Source organism: Devosia equisanguinis, assembly GCF_900631955.1.
In the GTDB taxonomy this organism is placed as follows: Bacteria; Pseudomonadota; Alphaproteobacteria; order Rhizobiales; family Devosiaceae; genus Devosia; species Devosia equisanguinis.
The window spans coordinates 1-22,250 of sequence record NZ_UZWD01000057.1 but is presented as its reverse complement, the minus strand read 5'-3'; the positions used below and the strand labels follow the sequence as shown (position 1 = coordinate 22,250).

General features: G+C 62.9%; 12 protein-coding genes. 3 read left to right on the top strand and 9 right to left on the bottom strand.

Annotated elements, in window-relative coordinates:
• Positions 1–613 precede the first annotated feature (613 nt).
• A complete protein-coding gene (locus DEVEQU_RS18750; protein WP_126152133.1) occupies positions 614–4,315 on the top strand; it encodes a vitamin B12-dependent ribonucleotide reductase in 3,702 nt (1,233 codons plus the stop codon).
• A gap of 457 nt (positions 4,316–4,772) precedes the next feature.
• On the opposite strand, the gene DEVEQU_RS18745 is transcribed toward DEVEQU_RS18750, so the two are convergent.
• From DEVEQU_RS18745 to DEVEQU_RS18710, 8 genes are all read right to left on the bottom strand, one after another.
• Positions 4,773–6,353, bottom strand: coding sequence for an alpha-L-fucosidase (locus DEVEQU_RS18745; protein ID WP_126152132.1), 1,581 nt, complete (start codon positions 6,351–6,353; stop codon positions 4,773–4,775).
• 17 nt (positions 6,354–6,370) lie between these two features.
• A complete protein-coding gene (locus DEVEQU_RS18740; RefSeq protein ID WP_126152131.1) occupies positions 6,371–8,821 on the bottom strand; it encodes a hypothetical protein in 2,451 nt (816 codons plus the stop codon).
• Between the two features lie 24 nt (positions 8,822–8,845).
• Complete coding sequence (locus tag DEVEQU_RS20035; RefSeq protein WP_206437891.1) at positions 8,846–10,075, bottom strand: HAD family hydrolase; 1,230 nt, start codon at positions 10,073–10,075, stop codon at positions 8,846–8,848.
• A complete protein-coding gene (locus DEVEQU_RS18730) occupies positions 10,072–11,124 on the bottom strand; it encodes an ABC transporter ATP-binding protein (protein ID WP_126152130.1) in 1,053 nt (350 codons plus the stop codon). The genes DEVEQU_RS20035 and DEVEQU_RS18730 overlap by 4 nt, the downstream gene beginning before the upstream one ends.
• Positions 11,117–12,154, bottom strand: coding sequence for an ABC transporter ATP-binding protein (locus DEVEQU_RS18725; protein WP_126152129.1), 1,038 nt, complete (start codon positions 12,152–12,154; stop codon positions 11,117–11,119). The genes DEVEQU_RS18730 and DEVEQU_RS18725 overlap by 8 nt, the downstream gene beginning before the upstream one ends.
• 4 nt (positions 12,155–12,158) lie before the next feature.
• Positions 12,159–13,289 carry an ABC transporter permease subunit gene (locus DEVEQU_RS18720; protein WP_126152128.1) on the bottom strand — a complete coding sequence of 377 codons (1,131 nt, stop codon included), beginning with the start codon at positions 13,287–13,289 and terminating at the stop codon, positions 12,159–12,161.
• 10 nt (positions 13,290–13,299) lie between these two features.
• Positions 13,300–14,286: an ABC transporter permease gene (locus DEVEQU_RS18715; protein WP_126152127.1), complete on the bottom strand. Its 987-nt coding sequence runs from the start codon at positions 14,284–14,286 to the stop codon at positions 13,300–13,302.
• A 162-nt stretch (positions 14,287–14,448) separates the two neighbouring features.
• Positions 14,449–16,353, bottom strand: a complete 1,905-nt coding sequence (locus DEVEQU_RS18710; RefSeq protein ID WP_223214289.1) for an ABC transporter substrate-binding protein — start codon at positions 16,351–16,353, stop codon at positions 14,449–14,451.
• A gap of 380 nt (positions 16,354–16,733) precedes the next feature.
• On the opposite strand from DEVEQU_RS18710, the gene DEVEQU_RS18705 reads away from it, so the two are divergent.
• Positions 16,734–17,825 (top strand): ROK family transcriptional regulator, encoded by a 1,092-nt coding sequence (locus DEVEQU_RS18705; protein WP_164550483.1) that lies wholly within the window; start codon positions 16,734–16,736, stop codon positions 17,823–17,825.
• Here DEVEQU_RS18705 and DEVEQU_RS18700 read toward each other — a convergent pair.
• The gene (locus DEVEQU_RS18700) at positions 17,822–18,856 is read right to left on the bottom strand and encodes a LacI family DNA-binding transcriptional regulator (RefSeq protein WP_386849516.1); all 1,035 of its coding nucleotides are present in this window, start codon (positions 18,854–18,856) and stop codon (positions 17,822–17,824) included. The two genes, DEVEQU_RS18705 and DEVEQU_RS18700, sit on opposite strands and share 4 nt — an antisense overlap.
• Positions 18,857–19,090: 234 nt before the next feature.
• Between DEVEQU_RS18700 and DEVEQU_RS18695 the strand changes: the two genes are divergently transcribed.
• Complete coding sequence (locus DEVEQU_RS18695; protein ID WP_126152124.1) at positions 19,091–22,177, top strand: alpha-mannosidase; 3,087 nt, start codon at positions 19,091–19,093, stop codon at positions 22,175–22,177.
• The last annotated feature ends 73 nt before the right edge of the window (positions 22,178–22,250 follow it).

Genomic DNA, 22,250 nt, shown 5'->3' with positions numbered 1-22,250 from the left:
CGATAGCCCTCCCCGCAAGGGGGAGGGAGACCGACCGGTGCTTTTGACTAACTCTTGCCCACAACGCGATGCGGCTCCTCCCCCTTCTTCAGGGGGAGGTTGGGAGGGGGTGTGCAGCACGCTCAAGCCCATATTCGATAGCCCTGCCCTCAAAATCAGGGACCGGCCCTGCCCGTTTCGGCCCGGCTCCTGCCCTGCCCATCGACCACTGGCCCCAAGGCGTTGAGGCCCGTCCTCGTCCCGTTCTACACCACTCTTACCAGCGGCAGTGCCGGTGGCGGCGCGCCACCACCTAGATATTGTGCCCACCCACGGCTGTGGAAAATCTGCTGCCTGTCACAAAGCCGACGCAACAAAGGCTGTTGACTAGGATTTGTGGGCGATTCTCTGCCCTCCACCCCCTCGGGCGCAGAAACCCGCCGCCATGGTTTCCACATGGTTATTCCGCAAAAAGTCATTTGCCGCCAAGCGGTTGCACTTGATTGCACAGTTTTAGTGCATATCTACTACAGGTAGCCATGCTCGTCCGGCACAAACACCAGCCCTTGTGTTTGACCCGGAATCGGCGCGATGTTTGAGACAATTCCTGTCTATCGCCAATCAGAGACCATTCATGCGCATTGAACGTCGTTTCACGTCTGCAAACGCGGATCGCTACGGCTCCATCGAGTTTCGCGCCGCCACCAGCGAAATTCGCAATCCCGATGGGTCCGTTGTCTTCAAGCTCGAGGACATTGCCGTGCCGGCGACCTGGTCGCAGGTCGCCACCGACATCATCGCGCAGAAATATTTCCGCAAGGCCGGCGTTGCCAAGGTTCTGAAGAAGGTCGAAGAAAATTCCGTGCCGTCCTGGCTGTGGCGCTCCGTCCCCGACGAAGCTGCGCTCGCCAAGCTGCCGGAAGCCGATCGCTATGGCTCGGAAATGGATTCGCGCCAGGTCTTTGATCGTCTCGCCGGCACCTGGACCTATTGGGGTTGGAAGGGCGGCTATTTCGACTCTGAAGACGACGCCCGCGCCTTCTTCGACGAACTGGCCTTCATGCTCGCGACCCAGCGCGTCGCTCCCAATTCCCCGCAATGGTTCAATACCGGCCTGCACTGGGCCTATGGCATCGACGGCCCCGGCCAGGGCCATTTCTACGTCGACCCCTTCACCCACAAGCTCGTCCAGTCCAAGTCGGCCTACGAGCATCCCCAGCCGCATGCCTGCTTCATCCAGTCCGTTGACGATGATCTCGTCAACGAAAACGGCATCATGGATCTCTGGGTCCGCGAAGCGCGCCTGTTCAAATATGGCTCCGGCACCGGCACCAATTTCTCCAAGCTGCGCGGCGAGGGCGAAAAGCTCTCCGGCGGCGGCAAGTCCTCGGGCCTAATGAGCTTTTTGAAGATCGGCGATCGCGCTGCCGGTGCCATCAAGTCCGGCGGCACCACCCGCCGCGCTGCCAAGATGGTGGTGATCGATATCGATCACCCCGATATCGAGCAGTACATCAACTGGAAGGTGAAGGAAGAGCAGAAGGTAGCGGCCCTCGTCACCGGCTCTAAGGTCGTCTCCAAGCATCTCAAGGCCATCATGAAGGCCGCCGTGAACTGTGAAGGTTCGGGCGATGACTGCTTCGACGTGGCCAAGAACCCTGCCCTCAAGCGTGAAGTCCGCGCCGCCAAGAAGGCCCTGGTCCCGGAGAACTACATCTTCCGCGTCATCCAGTTCGCCAAGCAGGGCTACACCGATCTCGAATTCCCCATCTACGACACCGATTGGGATTCCGAGGCCTATCTGACCGTTTCCGGCCAGAACTCGAACAATTCCGTGCGCGTCACCGACGATTTCCTCAACGCCGTCGAGAACGATGGCGACTGGAACCTCATCGGCCGCATCAAGGGCAATGTCACCAAGACGCTCAAGGCCAAGGACCTCTGGGAACAGATCGGTTACGCAGCCTGGGCCTCGGCCGATCCCGGCATCCAGTACCACACCACCATCAATGAGTGGCACACCTCGCCCGCCGCCGGCCCGATCGTGGCGTCCAATCCGTGCTCGGAATATATGTTCCTCGACGACACGGCTTGTAACCTGTGCTCGGTCAACCTGCTGCCCTATCGCAACAAGGACTCGTCCTTCGACACCGCCGCCTTCGAACACACCGTCCGTCTCTGGACCGTGGTGCTCGAAATCTCGGTGATGATGGCCCAGTTTCCCTCCCGCGCCATTGCCGAACGCTCGTTCGAATATCGCACGCTGGGCATCGGCTACGCCAATATCGGCGGCCTCTTGATGACCTCGGGCATTCCCTATGACAGCGAGCAGGGTCGTGCCATTGCTGGCGCCATCACCGCCGTCATGACCGGCGTCAGCTATGCCACCTCGGCCGAAATGGCCAAGGAACTCGGCCCCTTCAAGGACTATAAGCGCAACGCCAAGCACATGCTGCGCGTCATCCGCAACCATCGCAACGCCGCCCATGGTCATGCCGACGGCTATAAAGAGCTCAGCATCAACCCGGTGCCGCTCGACCATGCCAATGTCGGCGACGCCGCTCTGTCCGAGCGCGCGAAGCTCGCTTGGGACAATGCCCTCGCCCTCGGCGAAAAGCATGGCTACCGTAACGCCCAGGTTTCCGTTATCGCCCCCACCGGCACCATCGGCCTGGTGATGGATTGCGACACGACCGGCATCGAGCCCGATTTTGCACTCGTGAAATTCAAAAAACTCGCGGGCGGCGGCTATTTCAAGATCATCAACCGCGCCGTACCTCCGGCTCTGCGCACCCTGGGCTATTCAGAGGACCAGATCGCCGAAATGGAAGCCTATGCCGTTGGTCACGGCAATTTGAACCAGGCCCCGGGCGTCAATCCGTCCACCCTGCGCCAGAAGGGTTTTTCCGACGAGAAGATCGAAGCGCTGAACAAGGCGCTGGCCTCGGCCTTCGACATCAAGTTCGTCTTCAACCAGTGGACGCTTGGCCCGGATTTCCTCAAGTCGCTCGGCGTCACCGACGAGCAGCTCAACGACTTCTCCTTCGAGCTGCTGCCCTTCCTCGGCTTCTCCCGGAAGGACATCGAGGCCGCCAACATCCACGTGTGCGGCGCCATGACCCTCGAAGGTGCACCGCATCTCAAGGCCGAGCACCTGCCGGTCTTCGATTGCGCCACCCCCTGTGGGAAGATCGGCAAGCGTTACCTTTCCGTGGAATCGCACATTCTGATGATGGCGGCCGCCCAGCCCTTCATTTCGGGCGCGATTTCCAAGACCATCAACATGCCCAACGACGCCACCGTCGAGGACGCCAAGAACGCCTATATGCTCTCCTGGCGCCTGGCGCTGAAGGCCAATGCACTCTATCGCGACGGCTCCAAGCTCAGCCAGCCGCTCAATTCCTCCGTGCTCGCCGCCGCTGACGACGAAGACGACGAGGATGTGGTCGAGGCTATTGCCGCCCTGCCCGCTGCCGCCCGCACCGAGGTCATCGTCGAAAAGATCGTCGAAAAGGTTTTTCGCGAGCGCGAAAAGATGCCGGATCGCCGCAAGGGTTACACCCAGAAGGCCGTGGTCGGTGGCCACAAGGTCTATGTGCGCACCGGCGAGTATGACGATGGTCGCCTGGGCGAAATCTTCATCGACATGCACAAGGAAGGCGCTGCCTTCCGCGCCATGATGAACAATTTCGCCATCGCCATCTCGCTGGGCCTGCAATATGGCGTGCCGCTGGACGAATATGTGGAGGCCTTCACCTTCACTCGCTTCGAGCCGGCCGGCATGGTCATGGGCAATGACCGCATCAAGAACGCGACCTCGATCCTCGACTACGTGTTCCGCGAGCTGGCCGTGTCCTATCTCGACCGCAACGATCTCGCCCACGTCAATCCGGATAGCCCGACCTCGCTCGGCAAGGGCGTCGCCGAAGACCATGGCGCGCGTCCCAGTGCGGCGTCGCCGGCCCCGGTGCCCGCCGAGCGCTTCGTCTCCCGCGGCATGACCCGTGGCAAGACGGCCAATGCCTCGCTGATGCTGGTCCCCACCGCCGACGCCGCCCGCTACGCCCCCCAGGCCGCCGCTAGCACGTCGACCGTGACAGCCCTGCGCAGTGCCACGGCCCTCAAGATCGACCCCGCCGCGACGGCCCTCAACGCCGCCGAGCTCCACCCCATCCCGGCCCCGCCGCCCTCAAAAGACACCGGCCTGCTGCGTGCCGAAGCCCAGATGAAAGGCTATACCGGCGACCAATGCACCGAGTGCCACAACTTCACCATGGTCCGAAACGGCACCTGCCTGAAGTGCGATACGTGTGGGACAACGACTGGGTGCAGTTGAGCCGCCCTAGCCAGCGGTGATGTAAAGACCCACACAAGTTGATCCCGTACATCCGCATCCTGCCTCAATGGACCCAACAGTCCGCCTCAGGCTGAAGCAATCGATCAAAAGGCCCCGAAATCGGGGCCTTTTTCATTTCCGCGGATTTCCTGGATAAGCAGATACCCCTTGCGCCGTCCTCCAGAACTGCGGCCCCCCCATCGGGCTTCCCACCAACCAAAACCGCAATTTCGCGGTCAGCACAGCGGTTCTGCATGGTGGCCAGCACCGAACATGATGTGGCCGATCGCGGACCGTCCCGTTTTGTCGATCTACCAACTAAATTTGACTTTGTGAGTGTCCGCTGGAAATTGGACCAATGACGGCCAGACAGCTTGGGGCGATTAGAGCGCCCCTGGGACAGGCATGACTTCCAGATAGCCATGCGCACCGCACGCCCGGCAATTCGGCGCCGCCATCACACCAAACCCCTGCCCGTAATGCGGAGCACCGCGCCAAAGGAGTGCCCGGCTCGGTCGGGGATGGCGAGGTGCAGGCCGCTATGGTCCTGGCGGAAATCGAGGGCGGCTTCTGACCCCACAACCTCCACCCGCTCCAGCTGCCCTGCCCCGGTTGCCGTCCCGGTGGCAAGCGCGGCCAGACACAGCTCGCCGGTTTTCGGTCCCAGGGTGGTGGCGTAAAGCATGCCACCTCTAGTGGTGTAGCGCACGTCATCGCCGGTGAACGGGCGCGCCGCGGATTCGCCAAACAGCCCTTCGGGCAGCGCGGTGGGACCTTCGCCCGAGATCCGCCAGGGACGCGAGCCAAAAATCGCCTCCCCATGGCGCGCAGTCCAGTCTCCGATCTCTTCGACGATACGCCGTTCTTCGCTATCAATGCTGCCATCGCCCCTGATCGGCACGCTGAGCAGCAGATTGCCGTTTTTCGAGACCACGTCACAGAGCCGATGGATGACCGAAGCGGCCGTCTTGTAGCGCTTGTTCTCGTAGAGATCGCGCCGGTAGTGCCAGTCGCCGATACAGGTGTCGGTCTGCCAGGGCTGCGGGACGATGTCCGAGCGGAAGCCGCGCTCGACATCTTCCACCAGCGCGCCGGCGCGCTCGCTGGGCAGGAGCTTGGTGTTCAGAACCACGTCCATCCGCCCGCCATGCCAGCCCAGCGACGCATTGTAGAAATGGGCGGCCATGTCGAGGCCCGCCTGCCCCAGGGGCAGGTCATGATTGTCGAAATACAGCAGGTCCGGCCGATAGCTGTCCACCAGGTCCTTGCAGCGCCGATACCAGCTGTCGACAAATGCTGGATTGGTCTCGGGCGGCGCTTCGTCCCAGACGCCATCATGGGCCTCGTGCCATTGCTCGGCCGCCTTGGCATCGGTGATGCCGCCGGGCAGCGGCATGATCGGGCCGCCATAGAGATCCTGCGGGTCCAGCCCCTCCCAGAACGTGCCGGCGCCGTCCTGCCGCGTCAGCGTCGAGGCATCATAGCGCTCCCCGGCGCGCTCGCCCTCCGGGTCGTAGCCATAGGCCGTCTGCCACCAGTGCCATACATGGGCGCCGTGATTGGACACGCCGAATTTGAGCCCACGCGCCCGGGCTTTCTCCGCCCAGATGCCGACAATATCGCGCATCGGTCCCATGCGGGTCGCGTTCCAGCCATGCCAGCGCGACGCGTAATTGTCGAAATTGTCGTGGTGATTGGCCATGGCGACGAAATATTTCGCGCCGGCCTTCACATAGAGGTCGAGCAGATCGTCCGGATTCCAGTTCTCGGCCTTCCAGTCGCCGATCACGTCGATAAAGCCGGCATCGGCAGGATGACCATAGGTCTTGCGGTGCACATCGGACTGCCAATGGCCCTGCATGTAAATGTGCCGCGCATACCAGTCCCCAGCCTCCGGCTGGCATTGCGGTCCCCAATGCGCCCATATCCCGAATTTGGCGTCGCGGAACCAGTCCGGCGGGCGGTATTGGCTTTTCAGCGACGCCCAATTGGCCTCGAACGGCCCGGGGGCGATCGGCTCGATGCGGTCCTGCGGCATATCCGGTTCCTCCAGGGTCAGGGCGCGGCGCGCCGGGTGATCGATGGCTCGGCGCTCGCCTGCCCGATGCGCGCCTCTTCCTCGGCCGATCGTGTCCAGTTAAGGCAAAGGTCCGATCGATGCGGCCCACCGAGAACCAGGCGCGTTCCGTCATCCCCCAGATGCAGCCGCATCGCCCCAAGCTGCCTCGTGAACTGATCGAGATCCTGCCCGTCGGCCGTGATCACCGCCCAGCCCTGCTGTCGGCCGATCTGGCGATATTCGAGCCCCGCACCGGGTCCGGTGGTAACAGGCATCAGCGGCGACGTGGCCTTGTAGCCCACCAGCGCCTGCCCGGCCTTGAGGATCAGCGTGTCGCCATCAAGATGATGCTCGAGGCCGCTGCGCGCGGCATAGATATGGGTGAAGTCGAGCCGCGCATCCGCGTCCAGACGATAGAGAACCAGTGCCGTGCCGCCGTCCTGGAGAACCCGCGGCAGATTGCCATTGCCGGCCCAGTAGGATGGCCGCTGATTGCCCCAGGGATCGTCCTCGCCAGGATGGTTGATCCAGCTGCGCGCCATGGGGTGGCTGGCAAAGCGCAGGTCGATGACGTGTTGCTGGTGCCCATAGCCGCCCGCCCGCGCACCGCTATTGGTGGAGAGTTGGATGCCTTCCGTCTTGTGGAGCGTCAGCAGCGCCGCCGGTCCAAATCCCTGGCGGTACTGCGCCGAGATGGTCTCGCCTCGCGCCGGCTGGGCATGGCGCCAGAGGTCGGTGGGCGGCTCGTACCTGCCGGCAGCAAAGAGCGGCAGCGAGGCGACCCCACTATTCAGCCAGCCCTTGCCGAAGGCCACCGCGGCAAACGGGGCAAGCTCGGTCAGCGGGCCGGCGCGCAGCTCCTTGTCATAGGCACGGCCCATCGAGCCGGCGGGAACCGCGTTGAGCGTATGCAGCGCCAGCATGCTAAAGATGCGATCGCAGAGCCCCTTGGCGCGGCCGGAAATGGCTTCGGGCGCCAGTTCGGCAAGCGCCAGCAGGCCGATGAAGTCGACGGGGTAATAGGCCGAGGAATTCCATTCGGCGAGCCCGTCCTCCTCGACGGCATCAAGCCACGATCCCAAGCGCTCGAGGGCGACTTCCGCCTGCTGGCGGCCGCTGCGACCCGAGGCCGAAAATATCGCATCGGGCCAGGCGAGGCCGGCAAGCAGCTGCGAGACGTGGAAGCAGAGCGCATGGTTTTCGCTCCAGAACCACATCACGTCATTGCCCGGCTCATCCACCCAATAGCGAAATCCCTGCAGGACCGTTTCTGTGCGCCGGCGCAAATCCTGCGGAAAATCTGGCGCGTGGCGTTGATAGGCCCACAGCAGAGGCACGGCGACAAAGTCGGCACAATCATGCCGTTCCTCGATCGATTGCAGCGTATCCTCGAGGATCGGCCGGATGCGCGGATCAGCGCCCTGCCCGGTCTCGAGCAGCGCAACAACCGTACCCATGCGATCTTCGCCATGGCGGGCCGCATGCTCGAGCGCCAGCTGCTTGCGTCCAGCAAGATCCCCGGGGATATCGCCCGGCACGAGGGCGTGCAGAACAGCGCAGCCGATCACCCGCTCCACGCGAGACGGACCGATGCTGAACATCAGCGGAACATTGTAATAGCCATCCGGCACCTCGCGGCCATGGCAGACGAAGACCTCGGTCGCCCCGGCCTTGAGCGTTACACGGCGATTGAGCGCGCTGGCATGGCTATGCGACGTGCTGGCAACAGTAACCTCGATCTCGACATCCATGCTGGGCGCCGTATCGAAAATCAGCACAATGTCGTCATCCTCACTCACCACGTCGCCGCGGCAGCGAACCTGGGCGGCCAGCGCCTTGAGCGCCTCTGCCTGTTCGCCGACCTCGGCGCCGGGCAGGAAAATGTCGAGCCGCACCTGGTCTACAAGGCTGAGCTCGAAGAACCAATTGGTGTCGCGCTCGGCCATGTCCTCGCTCAGGACGATGACCTCGCTGCCCGCCGCCTTGATCGGCAGGTGCACCACGGTTTCCTGCGCCTGGTTGCGGGTAAAGGGCTCGAAGCGGGCGGCGAGCAACCCGTCGACCCAGATATGGATAGCCCCGCAGGTGGTCAGGCGGAACGAGCAATAGCGATCTTCAGGCGCTGCAATGCGCGTCCGGCACCAGCGGCTCAGCCGCGTCGGGCGATAGCGGAACTGGGTGAACTCGACCCGGCGATTGCTGCCCGGCAGGTTGAGGCTTTCCACCGGCCAGTCGGTTTGGAGCGCAACAGTGCGCGTGGCGACATCGCGCCAGGTGGCGACGCGGCAGGGCAGATCCCCGACATCAACGAAGCCGTTGATATAGTGATAGTTTTGCGGGTCACGCGCCGGGGCGGGCGTGCCCGGATAATAGATCGCGGTGGTGGGCGAAAGCTCCCAGGCGGTCACGCTGTCGCCGCGGGAAAGAGTAAGCAGGGGCGCGGACATGTTTAGCCTATCGGTCGCATGGCGTTAACGGTGAGCGTAGGGAACGCGGTACTTGATGAGCCCCTCGAGCCTTTCGAGAAGGCCGGGCAGTTCTCCCGGGGTCTCGATGCGGTAGTCGGGCACCTCTGAGGCATTGGCGGGCGCGTGCGTCCGCAGGCTCGACCAGGCCATGAAGATCGAGGTGATCCCCAGGGCATTGGCGCCGCAGATATCGCGCGACAGGTTATTGCCCACCATGACGGTGCGCCAGCCGTCCTCGCGGCTGAGACCGGCCGCCGCCAGTGCAGCATCGAACATGCGCGCATCGGGTTTGTGCACGCCCACATCCTCGGAGATGATATGGGCATCAAAATGATCCCACAGGCCGTGATGGGTCAGCATGTTGACGAAGGTCTGGCGCGGGCCATCCGCGACAAGGATCAGCATGTGACCTTCAGCCTTGAGCGCATCCATCATTTCCCTGGCGCCAGGAATAAGGTCGGCGCGAATGACGACCTCGCTGCCCGGCAGTTTGACCTCGGTACGCTCGTCGATCAGCGTATCGCCGCAATCGAGGAAAATTGCGCCAAAATGCGATTGAGCGGTTTCAAGCCCGACCATGATTTCGGTAATGCGCTGGGGAATGATGCACTCGAGTTCCGCCCATGGGAGCAGAGGCGCCGGTGCTGCCCGTTCCTCATAGCTGTGCCGAGGCACGAAGGCGTCGCCCTGCAGCTTGAGCCGCGCAAGTCGATGGGCCTTGGGAGCCGCGACATAGGCGCCGCGTTCGGCGAAGAAATTGCCGCGATGAACACCCTCGACACCCGCCAGCGCACCGCAAAGCGCGGTGAGCTTTTGGCGGTCCGCCGCGCTCATATGGTGCGGATGCGCCCAATGGGCATGCTTGCCAGCCTCGACATAGAGGACCGCATGGCGGTCAACCATCTCGGGAAGGCCGCTGCCGATATCCATGAACCGCCGACCGCCATGCGCCGAGGCCTCGACACGGATGACCTGTCCGGCGCTATCGACATGCACCCAGACATGCTCGAGATCATAGAGATGGCCGATATCCCAATCGTAATAGACGGCATATTCAAGCGTCAGGGCACCGGCGGGGTCGATTTCGAACCTGCTTGAGGGCGAGCGGCCGGGGCCGCGGAACACCGAATAACCCAATGCATGGGGAAAATACGGTTCGGCGCTGTCGAAGCGGAAATGCGGCGCATAGAGCGCCGCCAGCTCAGCGTCGGCCTGCAACACGATTTCGCTCACGCCACTGCCCCGACCAGCGACAGCTCCTCGGCGAAATGGCAACGCACCTGGCGCCCGCCCTCGACATCACGCAGCGCCGGCACTTCGGCACTGCATTTGGGCTGCGCATAGGGGCAGCGCGGGTGAAAATTGCAGCCCGATGGCGGATTGGCCGCGTTGGCAATCTCGCCCTTGAGTGGCACGCGTTTGCGCGTACGGTTACCGCGCGGATCGGGCTGCGGCACGGCGGCCATAAGGGCTTCGGTATAGGGGTGGAGCGGCCTCGAAAACAGCGACCTGGTCGGCGCAACTTCCATCAACCGCCCCAGATACATCACCCCGACGCGGTCGGAGATGTGCTCCACCATGCCCAGATCGTGGGTAATGAACAGGTAGGTGAGCCCGAACTGCTCCTGCAGGTCCTGCAGCAGATTGATGTTCTGCGCCGCAACCGACACGTCGAGCGCCGACACCGCTTCGTCCGCGGCAATGAAGCTGGGATTGAGTGCCAGAGCGCGGGCAATGCCGATACGCTGGCGCTGGCCACCGGAGAATGCGTGGGGATAGCGATTGATGAATTCGGGGCGCAGCCCCACCACCTTCAACAGCTCGGCGACGCGATCCTTGATTTCGCCCGGCGAGCCGACGCCATGGATGACCATGGGTTCGCCGACCAGTTCGAGCAGGGTCATGCGCGGGTTGAGCGAGGAATAGGGATCCTGGAAGATCATCTGCATCTCGGCGCGCAACGGCCGCATCTCGCGATCGCTGAGTTTTGAGAGATCGACGATCTCATTATTGGCGCGGCGGAACAGAATCTGGCCATCGGTCAGCTCATAGGCACGCAGCATGAGCCGGGCGACGGTGGATTTGCCCGAGCCGCTTTCGCCGACGAGACCAAGCGTTTCACCCTTTCGGATATCGAGGGATACGTCGTCGATCGCCTTGACGTCACCGACATGTTTCTTGAGCCAGCCGGCCTGGATCGGAAAATACTTCTTGAGGTTGCGAACCGAGAAGAGAACGTCATCCGGCAGGCTGGAATGGTCGAGGACCGGAAGCTCAGACATGGGCGGCCTCCCGGGCAGCAAACTGTTCGGCAAAGTGGCAGCGCGACATTTGCGAGCCAAAGATTTTCTCGGGCGGCACCTGCGTGTCGCATATACCCGCCACCGCATGGCTGCAGCGCGGATTGAAGGCGCAGCCGGATGGCACGCTGAACGGATCGGGCACCATGCCCGGAATGGTCGGCAGCCGCCGCCCCTGATCGACGCCGAGCCGCGGAATGGAACGCAGCAGCGCCTGGGTATAGGGGTGCTTGGCGGCGTAGAAGATGTCGTCGACCGTAGCGGTCTCGACGATCTTGCCCAGATACATCACCGAAACCCGGTCGGCGATATCGGCGACAACCCCGAAATTGTGGGTGATGAAGATGATCGCCATGCCCAATTCGGACTGCAGTTCCTTGAGCAGTTCCAGGATCTGCGCTTCCGTCGTCACGTCGAGAGCGGTGGTCGGTTCGTCGGCGATGAGCAGGCTCGGATTGCAGGAAATGGCCAGCGCGATCATCGCCCGCTGCCGCATGCCGCCCGAGAGCTGATGCGGGAAGGCATCGACCAATTCATTGGGCCGCGGCATCTGCACCTTGGCCAGAAGCTCGATGGCACGGGCGCGGGCGGCCTGGCGGCTGAGCCCCATATGCAGCTGGACAGTCCGCATGATCTGGGCGCCGATCGTGTGCACCGGCGACAGCGCGGTCATCGGCTCCTGGAAGATCATGCCGATATGCTGGCCGCGCACCTGGCGCATGGCCCGACTATTGCGGCCGAGCGCGGAAAGTTCATAGCTCTCGCCATTGCGCGGACGGAAGCTGATGCGCCCCTCGGGCGCCTCCGCCCGCTTGGGCAGCAGGCGCATAATGGCACGGGCAGTGATCGACTTGCCCGAGCCGGATTCCCCGACAATGCCGAGAACCTCGCCCTTGTTCACGTGATAGGAGACGCCGTTGACGGCTTTGACGAGCCCCTCGCGCAGCGGGAAATGCACATGCACATTGTCCAACTCGAGCAGGCGTTCCGGAGCACTATTTTGATTGGTCATGGTCTTATTGCCCATAGGGATCGGCCGCATCGCGCAGACCATCGCCAAGGAAATTGAAGGCGAGGACGGTGAGGACCACGGCGCCACCTGGCGCCAGGAGCCAGGGCGCAAGCGAAATCGATCGCAGATTCTGCGCGTCCTGCAGCAGCACGCCCCAGCTGACCACCGGCGGGCGCAGTCCGAGGCCAAGGAAGCTCAGTGCCGTCTCCCCCAGGATCATTTCCGGCACGGCCAGGGTCAGCGCCGCGATGATGTAGGACGTCATCGAGGGCAGCATATGCTTGGTAATGATCCGGTATTCGCTGGCGCCGGAGAGCCGCGCGGCCAACACATAGTCCTCATTGCGGAGCGCCAGGAACTGGCCTCGCACCACACGGGCAAGATAGGTCCAGCCGATCAGCGCCAGAATGAAGGTGATGAGGATATAGACGATGAGCGGGTCCCAGACGACGGGCAGCGCAGCCGCAAGTCCCATCCACAGCGGGATGGTGGGAATGGAGCGGATGAGCTCCATCAGCCGCTGGATCGAGCCATCGATCCAGCCACCGAAATAGCCCGAGATCGACCCCAGGGTCAGGCCGAGGACGAAGGCAAAGGCCACCCCGACCAGACCGGCTGACAACGAAACGCGCGCGCCGTGAATGAGGCGCGAAAACACGTCACGGCCAAGATCGTCGGTGCCCAGGAGGTTGATCTGGTCGCGACGGCCACCCTCGACGCCAAACAGGTGAATATCGGTCTTGAACAGACCGAAGAACGAATAGTCGCTGCCGGCTACGAAGAAACGAAGTGGCAAGGGCTCGGACGTGTCCGGCTGATAGGTGACGCGCGTCGTATCCGGGTCGCGACTGCGCTCCATCGCATAGACGAAGGGGCCGACAAACTGGCCGTCGTGGAAGAGGTGGACGCCTGTCGGTGGCGCCATGGTGCGCAGGCGCTCGACCTTGAATGGATCATAGGGCGCCACGAATTCGGCGAAGATCGCCGAAAGGGCGAGGATCACCAGAAACCACAGCGAGATAACGGCAAGGATATGCTTGGAAAACCTGCGCCATACCAGCTGCCACGGCTTGGCGGAATAGAGGTCTTCTTTCTTGGCATTGATCGGTTCGGCGGCAAGAGTTTGCTCTGTCATGGCCCGCACCTCACGCGTAACGGATGCGCGGGTCGAACCACGCCAGGAGTATGTCTGAGATCAGCGTGCCGATGACGGTGAAGACGCTGAGGATGAGAATGAAGCTGCCGGCCAGATACATGTCCTGCATCTTGAGCGCCTGCAGCAGCAGCGGCCCGGTGGTGGGCAGGTTGAGGACGATGGCGGTGATGACATCGCCCGAAAACAGCGCCGGCAGGGCCCAGCCGACCGTCGAGATGAAGGGGTTGAGCGCGACGCGGACGGGATAACCCCAGACAACCTGCCGCTCGGACAGGCCCTGTGCATAGGCGGTCTCGACATAGGGCTTGCCCAATTCGTCGAGCATATTGGCGCGCATGACGCGGATAAGGCCGGCCGCGCCGCCCGTGCCCAGCACGACGAGCGGTATCCACAGATGCTGCAACAGGTCGATGAACTTGCCCCAGGACCAGGGCGCATTCTGATATTGCGACGAAAACAGGCCCCCGACATCGAGCTGCATATAGACAAAGGCGATCCACATCAGGATCAGCGCCAGGAGGAAGTCCGGCGTGCCCTTGCCGAGGAAGCCGAACACGGTGAACACATAGTCCAGCACCGAATATTGGCGGGTGGCGGAATAGACGCCGACCGGGATGGCGATCAGCCAGGTGATGACGAGGCTGGCGGTCGAGAGCGCCAGCGTAATCGCCAGGCGATCCCAGATCAGGCTCGACACCGGCGCGTTCCAATCGAGCGAATAGCCGAAGTCGCCACGGAACACGATCGCCGTGATCCAGCGCCAATATTGCACGATCATCGGGTCGTTGAGACCCATGCGCTCGCGCATCGCCTCCTGCTGCGCTTGCGAAATGTATTCGCCGCCCTGCGCAAGCTGCGCGACATAGGCAGTGACATAGTCACCCGGCGGCAGCTGGATGATGACGAAGGAGATGAACGAAATGAAGATCAGCATCGGGATCGCCAGAAGCAACCGCCGAACAATAAAGGCGAGCATGACCTGTCTCCGGAGGCACCTGACGATCACGGGGCGCGGATCGGGCGCACATATTGAGCGGTATCATCCGAGGGAAGCGTCCGGCGCTTCGGGATGTCGTCGGTCACCGGCCCCGCAGGGCCGGTGGCGGGCGCGGTGGGAGGACCGCGCCCGAACGGGTGATCAGTTCTGGTCGAGCCAGTACTGCTGCGTGCGGGAGAGCCCCACTTCACGGAAGATATCGTCCATGACCAGGTCTGCCTGCACATTGTGCATGCGGTTGGACACCACATTCACCACAGTGCCTTCACCATGCACGCCGATGACATAGCCGCTTTCCACGAACGTGCGGATCAGCTCGTTCATGGCGGCGTCGGCATCTTCCAGGGTTGCCGCGCTCGATGCTGTATCCCAGAGGTCGTAGATCTTCTGGAAATTGCTGCCTTCCGGCGGCGCGATGCCGCTGGCGCCATCGGTGCTGTACCAGACATAGGACTGGTTGGCGTAGCTTTCCGAACCCATCATGATGCGCGGATCGGCCGGCACATAGGTGAGGCGGTCGAACACCAGGTACTGCATGTCGAAATCGTTGTTCGTGCGGTTGGTATCGAACTGGGTACGATCCATGACGCGCGGCAGGATTTCGATGCCGATCTCGGAATAGCTTTCGGCGATCAGCTCGAGCTGCTTGGCAAGGATCGCGTCGCCGCCCTGCACAACGATGGTGAACCGCTTGCCGTCGGGACGCAAGCGGAAGCCTTCGGCATCGCGTTCGGCCAGGCCCGCTTCGTCGAGCAGTTGATCGGCCAGGTCGGGATCGTATTCGGTCCAGTGGTTCTGCAGGTCTTCCTGGTAATAGGGAGAGCCGCTGACCGGGGCCGCCTGGATCGGCTTGGCCAGCCCGGACTGGGTGAGCTCGATGATCAGTTCACGATCCAGACCAACCGAGAGCGCCTGGCGCACGCGTTCGTCCGCATAAAGCGCATGCAGCACTTCGTCGGTCGTGTTGAGGTTGGGAATGAGCGACCAGACGCCCGACCCCAGCCAGGGCACGATGCGGTAATCGCCGCGCTCTTCATTGTCCTTGTAGAAGTCGAAGGGCTGCGACATGCCGCGGTCCTGGGCGTCGATCTGGCCCTGCGCCACCATCAGCGCCAGGCTCTGCGGATCCTGGTAGAGCCGATGATTGATGCGGTCGATATAGGGCAGCTGATTGCCCTCCTGGTCGACGGCCCAGTAATAGGGGTTGCGCACCATGGTGACGTTCTCTGCCGGTGCCGGGGTCTCGATCTTCCAGGCGGTCAGCACGGGCAGTTCGGGATTGGCCCACCAGGCTGTAACCGCACCCTTGGAGCCCCAGACATCGGTCCAGCTGGCCACGCCGAACTTGGCTGCAGCCGCGGCCAGGTCGGCCTCGCTGGCATATTTGTCGTTGAACTGGCTGAGATAGTGCTTGGGGAAGACGAAGCTGGCGCGGTCCAGACTGGGTTCGCCGGTGGAATCCTTGGCCAGGATCTGCAGGAAATACACATAGGGCTGGGCGAACTTGGCCGTGAAGGTGCGTTCGTCCTTGATCTCGATTTCCATCGGCACGCCACCGGGAGAGAAGGTCGGATCGATCGTGCCGATGATCTTGGGATTGAGGAACACGTCCTCGTACCAGAAGCGCACATCCTCGGTGGTCACCGGGGCGCCATCGGACCATTTGAGGCCATCGAGCAGGGTAAAGGTGAATTCGGTGGAATTGTCGTTGACCGAATAGCTTTCGATATAACCTGGGGTCAGCTCCGCCGTGCCATCGGGACCAGCGGCCCACTTGAGAACGCGCTCTTCCATGAGCTTGGTCGGACCCCAGCGGTCGCCCGGACCGCTATAGGCGCGACGCCAGGTGCCGCCATATTGACCAACTTCGAGCGCATTGATCACCGTCGGGTTGGCCGGAAGCCGTTCTTCGACAGGCGGCAGGCTGCCGGCCTCGACCATCTCGGTCAGCATAGGCGATTCCTGGAACGCCCAGGCCGCGCTCGTCATCGCCGTGGCGGACAATGCCACCATCGCAGCGCGATTGAGCCACTTCTTCAAAGTCATGTTCTTCCCTCCCATTGCTCGGAACCTCCTTCCAAGCGGTCGAATTCACGCCTTACGTTATTAAAATATTTTCACTAACGATGCCGCGCAAACCCCGGATAGCTTTTCCTGCCTGCAGAAACGTCATGTAACCTGCCGTTTATAGCCTGCATGTTCCTACACTATGCATCGCCAACCCGATCAATCAAGATGAAAAAAATTTCACTTTGAGATTGTCTTGCGACGCATTTTGCGGCAAATCGAGAGGGGCCGAACGACCGTTGGGAGGGGATTTGATGGAAAATCAAAATGTTGCGGCGTCGCGCCCTCCGCGCCGACTTCCGCTTTCTGCACGAAAAAATTCACAAGCTGGTTACTTACGCCTACTGTCCGAAGCCCTTTTGGTCGATGGACCAGCCCAGCGCGCACTCCTGGCGCAGCGCGTCGGCCTGTCTCGCCTCGCCGTCTCCGAATTGCTGGCCGAGCTCGAGGAAAACGGCTTCGTTGAGGTCGAAGGCGCCCTGGGTGGCGCACCCGGTCGCTCGGAGAGACGCTACAGCATCCGATCCGACGCGGCGCTCACGGTCGGCCTCGACATTGGCGGCACCAAGATTGCCGGGGCTGTCGCCGATATGCGCGGCACCATCCTGGCCGAGATCAACGAACCGACCTCCCGGGGCGGCCTGGCCGACCTGGTCGATCAGGTATGCCGTCTGATCGATACGCTCTGCGAGAACGCGCAGGTCCCGCGCTATCGCGTGCGTGCGCTGGCGGTTGGTGTGCCGGCTGCGGTCCACCCCACCCATGCAGCGCTGAGCTTTGCCGACAACCTCCCCGGCCTGCAGGAGGGGCACTTTGCCGATGCCCTGAGGGCGGCGCTCGACATCGATGTCCTGATCGACAACGACGTGAACCTGGCCCTTCTGGGTGAGTTGGTGCACAGCGACATCGAACGGCGAGACAATGTCGCTTTCGTCGCGCTGGGCACAGGTATTGGCGGGGCGCTTGTCGTCAATGGCAAACTCCTGCGCGGCGCCCATGGCGGGGCTGGCGAAGTCGGCTACCTGCCGATCTGGACCGCAGACCAGCACGGTTCCATCATGGAAGACCGGGTCGGAGAAGCTGGCATCAGGCGCGCCTATGTCGCCGCCGGTGGCCCGACGGAGCATTCGGTCCGCGAAATCTTCGAGGCCGCCTGCCAGGGCAGCCAGGTGGCAACGGAAACGCTCGACACCACCGCCGACCATGTGGTGCGCGCCATCCTCGCGATCATGGCGCTGATCGATCCGGATCGTGTCGTGCTCGGCGGCAGCGTCGGATCGCGCATCGAGCTGATCGAACGCGTAAGCCGGCGCATTGCCGAGGCCTGGCCCCGGGACATTGCGCTCGAGCGCAGCCATAGCGGCCCGCGTGCCGGCCTCCTGGGTGCCCTGCAGCTGTCGCGCGAGCACATGCTCAAGGCTTTGTTCGGAGCACATCCGGACCGGGGCTAGGCCAAGCTGCGCACGCTCTTGCGCACAATCAGGCGACACCCCAGTTCCAGGCGATGCGCAGGAGGGGACATCATGGCATTGACAATCCGCATCTCCAGCAGGTTGAGCGCCGAAACGCCCATATGGTGGAGCGGTACGGCCACTGTCGTCAGCGGCGGATTGGTGAACTCGCCCAGGGCCACGCCGTCGAAGCCGACCACCGACACATCGCCGGGCATGCTGATTCCCCGACGGGTAAGCGCCTCCATCACCCCCAGCGCCAGATTATCTGCGGCGCAAAAAATCGCCGTCACCCCATCCAGTCCGGAATTCGCGTCGAGCCAGGCCAGCATCGCCTGCTCGCCGAGCTGCGGCAGAAACCCGTCCGACAGGGCGATTCGCGCATGACTGGCGGGGATGCCATTGACGCGGAATGCTTCGAGAAAGCCATCCAGGCGCCGCCTTATGGTCGAGCGCCCTTCCCAGGTCATGTGAAGGATGGTGCGATGCCCCTGCCCGATCAGCCAGTTGGTGGCATGGCGGGCGGCAAAGCGATTGCCCGGCGTCACGCTATCGACCTGCATCTCATGGTCTTCGCCGTTCATCAGCACCGCCGGAATTTTCGAGCGGGCAATCTCGCGCAGAAGCTCCGAGCGATCGTCATTGAGCAGCAAAATGCCATCGGCCTCGGCGGCCTGTGCCGCCTCGACGATGACGCTTCCGCTCAATGTCGGCTTGTCGACCTCGAACGGCACGATGCGGATGGCACGGCGCTCGCACTCACGCGTCAAGGCGCTCAGAAGGCTCCAGGAATAGAGATTGTTGTCGCTGAGCGGCAGCGCGTCGGTTGGCACCGCCAACAGAACCGTGCGCAGCACGCTGATCGCCGCCTTGGTGCGGCGCTGCGCCAGATAGCCCAGGGCATTGGCGGCGTTGAGCACGCGCTCGCGCACCTCTGCCGAAATCGGCGCCGTGCCATTGAGCACGTGAGAGACTGTGGAAACCGAGACATCTGCCGCCCCGGCGACGTCCTTGATTCCGACTTTTCCCAAGCCTCGCGCCATCGATCCTCACATACCAGCTGCTCCGGCACAGCCTCGCCCGATGCGGTTTCGTCCGCATCCGGCCAGTGTCCGGCGCGCCCCTTATACCCTTGCCATGCCGGTTTGGGTCAATCATCGGGCCATCGCTTCTTTTTTGTTCAGCCCAGGCCTTGCCTCGTCCACCAGCTGCATCACTATGGCCTGCCCTCAATCAGCCTCTCACACGCCTCGAAGTGACAAGACATGCCCCGCATTGCCAAGCTCGACCGCCTGCTCTCCGTGCTCCGTGAGCGCATCTTCCTGCGCACCGGCATTGTCGTGCCGCTCAGATACCGGCAGGCCGGAAATGGCGAACGCGATCGCGCTGCGCTCGAAGACCGCAGCGGCTGGATTGATGTCGACCAGAATCTCGTCTGGGGCGAGCCCGACGGCTATTACTGGTTCGGCGGCGCCGTCACCCTGCCGCATGAGCTCGACGGAAAGCCCGTCTTTGGTCGCGTCGAGGCGCAGTTCGGCTCGGTCATGGGCCGCAGCGATCCCCAGCTCCTCGTGCGCCTCAACGGCAAGATCGCCAGCGGCGGCGATGGCAATCACCGCGAATTCCGCATCACCCCCAAAGCCATGGGTGGCGAGAGCATCGACATTCTCATCGAGGCCGGCACCATCGAAAACCGCCGCCAGCTCGGCTTTGCCGTCGAACTGGTCACCCTCGATCGCCTCGCCGAGATCGTCTATTATGACCTCAAAGTCCCGCTCGACGTCGCCCGGCTTCTCAAACCCGACGACGCCCGCCGCGCCCGGCTCCTCCGCCATATCGATGAAGCCATCGACCTCATCGACCTGCGCCCAGGCAATCCCGAGCGCTTTGCCGCCAGCCTCGAAGCCGCCCGCACCCGCGCCGACGCACTCTATGCCGAGGCCGACGCCGATGCCATGCCCGAGATCGTCGCCACCGGCCACACCCATATCGACGTCGCCTGGCTCTGGCGCGTCCGCGAAACCCGCCAGAAAATGGCGCGTTCCATGGCCAATGCCCTGTCGCTGATGGACGAATATGAGGACTACCGCTTCATGTATAATCAGGGCGTGCTGCTCGATTATCTCGAAGAGGATTATCCCGAGCTGTTCACCCGCATCGGCGCCCAGGTTGAAGCCGGCCGGTTCGAAATCGAGGGCGCGCTCTGGCTCGAACCCGACGTCGTCATCGCCTCGGGCGAAAGCCTCGTCCGACACATCACCAAAGGCGTTAGATACCACCAGGAAAAATTCGGCGTGACGCCCAGGATTGTCTGGCTTCCGGACACCTTTGGCTACACCGCCGCCCTGCCCCAGCTCATGGCTCTCTCCGGCCTAGACGTCTTCATCACCCACAAGATGAGCTGGAACGACACCAACCGCATGCCGCACGAAATCTTCTTCTGGCAGGGTTTGGATGGCACCAGGGTCCCGGCCTATTTCCTCACCACCCAGCGCTACGAATATGATGGGATCAACACCACCTATTGCCCCGATCTTGTCCCCAGCCATGTCATGGGCACCTGGAAACGCTTCAGCCAACAGGGCCTCCACGACGAACTTTTCCTCGTCTATGGCCATGGCGATGGCGGCGGCGGCCCGACCCGGGGCATGCTCGAAAATGTTCGCCGCATGGAGCGCGGCATTCCCGGCTGCCCAAAGATCCGCCACGAACCCATGGCGCCCTATTTTCGGCGTCTTGTCACCCGCATGAACCGTGAGCCAGAAGCCTTCCCGAGCTGGGTCGGCGAACTCTATCTCGAATATCACCGCGGCACATTGACCTCGGTGGCCAAGAACAAACGCAACAATCGCCTGGCCGAACAGACCCTCCACGATCTCGAAGTTCTGGCCGTCCTCGCGAGCAGGCACGGTATCGCCTACCCCAAGGCCACGCTTGAGCGCCTCTGGAAGACGGTCCTCCTCAACCAGTTCCACGACATCCTGCCGGGCACGTCCATTGGCTTCGTCTATGAAGACAGCGACCGCGACTACGCCGGCTTCTTCGCCGAAGCGGCAGCCCTTCGCGATCAGCTTGCCGCGCCCCTCGCGACAACCGACAGTTACGCGGTCCTCAATTCGACCAGCCTGACCCGCACCGATCTGTTGACCCTACCTGCGGGCACCACCGCGATCACCGTTTCCGGCCAGACCATTCCGACCCAAACCATCACCCGCGCCGATAGCAGCACTGAAGCGGTCGCGCCTTCCATGGGCTTTGCCCCACTTTCCGCAACAGCCCTGACCTTCGCCGAGGCGACGGCATCCGCGCCTGAGACAACGCTCTCCGTCTCCGCCACCCACTTGGAAAACGCCGCCCTCCGCGCCAGTTTCAACGCGCGCGGCCAGCTGACATCGCTCTTCGACAAGGCGCGCAACCGTGAGGCCCTCGAGCCCGGCAAGCTCGGAAATGCCTTCTTCGCCCATCGCGACATCCCGATCGATTTCGACGCCTGGGACATCGACGATTATGTCGAAGACCAGTCCTGGCCCGTCGACACCCTGGTCTCGGCCGAAGTGGTCGAAACCGGCCCCTGGCGCGCTGCCATCCGCTTCGAATGGACCTATGAGAATTCCCGCATCGTCCAGGTGATCTCCCTCGCCGCCAACGCGCCCCAGCTCGAGTTCGACACCATGATCGATTGGCACGAGCACCAGACGCTCCTCAAGACCGGCTTCCCGCTCGCCATCCGCACCGATGTCAGCCGCGCCGAAACCCAGTTCGGCCACCTGACCCGCCCGACCCACGCCAATACGTCCTGGGACAAGGCGCGCTTCGAAACCTCGATGCACCGCTGGGTCGATCTCAGCGAGGCCGACTTCGGCGTCGCCGCGCTCAACGATTGCAAATATGGCTACGATGCCAAGGGCTCGACCCTGCGCCTGACACTGGTCAAATCCCCTGTCTTCCCCTGGCCCGAAGCCGATCAGGGCGAACATCGCCTGCGCTACGCGCTCCTCGTCCACGCCGGCGACCTGCAAGCCGTCCACAACGCCGCCACCGCCTTCAACCAGCCGCTCCGTCTCCTTTCCGGCTCTGCGACGACCGCGCCAAGCCTCACCGCCCTCGCCACCCTCTCAAGCGACCAGATCGCCATCGAAACCGTCAAGCAAAGCGAAGACGGCAAGCGCACGGTGCTTCGCCTTTGGGAAACCCAGAACCAGGCCGGCGCGGTGACCCTGACCCTGCCCAACGCCACAAGGATCAGCGAAACCGATCTCTACGAGACGGACACGTCCCTTTTGGCCGATAGCGCAAACACCATCGACCTGACCTTCAAACCCTTCGAAATCAAAACCATCGCCTTGGGCTAGACGCCCGCCCAACCTGAGCCCGATCCATCCCTCTCCCTCCCAGGGGAGACTAAGTGGGTCTCTCCCCCAACCC

Coding starts and splice junctions, on each gene's coding strand:
- DEVEQU_RS18715 (WP_126152127.1), bottom strand. CDS start 14,286: ATGCTCGCCTTTATTGTTCGGCGGTTGCTTCTGGCGATCCCGATGCTG.
- DEVEQU_RS18720 (WP_126152128.1), bottom strand. CDS start 13,289: ATGACAGAGCAAACTCTTGCCGCCGAACCGATCAATGCCAAGAAAGAA.
- DEVEQU_RS18730 (WP_126152130.1), bottom strand. CDS start 11,124: ATGTCTGAGCTTCCGGTCCTCGACCATTCCAGCCTGCCGGATGACGTT.
- DEVEQU_RS18740 (WP_126152131.1), bottom strand. CDS start 8,821: ATGTCCGCGCCCCTGCTTACTCTTTCCCGCGGCGACAGCGTGACCGCC.
- DEVEQU_RS18745 (WP_126152132.1), bottom strand. CDS start 6,353: ATGCCGCAGGACCGCATCGAGCCGATCGCCCCCGGGCCGTTCGAGGCC.
- DEVEQU_RS18750 (WP_126152133.1), top strand. CDS start 614: ATGCGCATTGAACGTCGTTTCACGTCTGCAAACGCGGATCGCTACGGC.
- DEVEQU_RS18710 (WP_223214289.1), bottom strand. CDS start 16,353: ATGACTTTGAAGAAGTGGCTCAATCGCGCTGCGATGGTGGCATTGTCC.
- DEVEQU_RS18695 (WP_126152124.1), top strand. CDS start 19,091: ATGCCCCGCATTGCCAAGCTCGACCGCCTGCTCTCCGTGCTCCGTGAG.
- DEVEQU_RS18725 (WP_126152129.1), bottom strand. CDS start 12,154: ATGACCAATCAAAATAGTGCTCCGGAACGCCTGCTCGAGTTGGACAAT.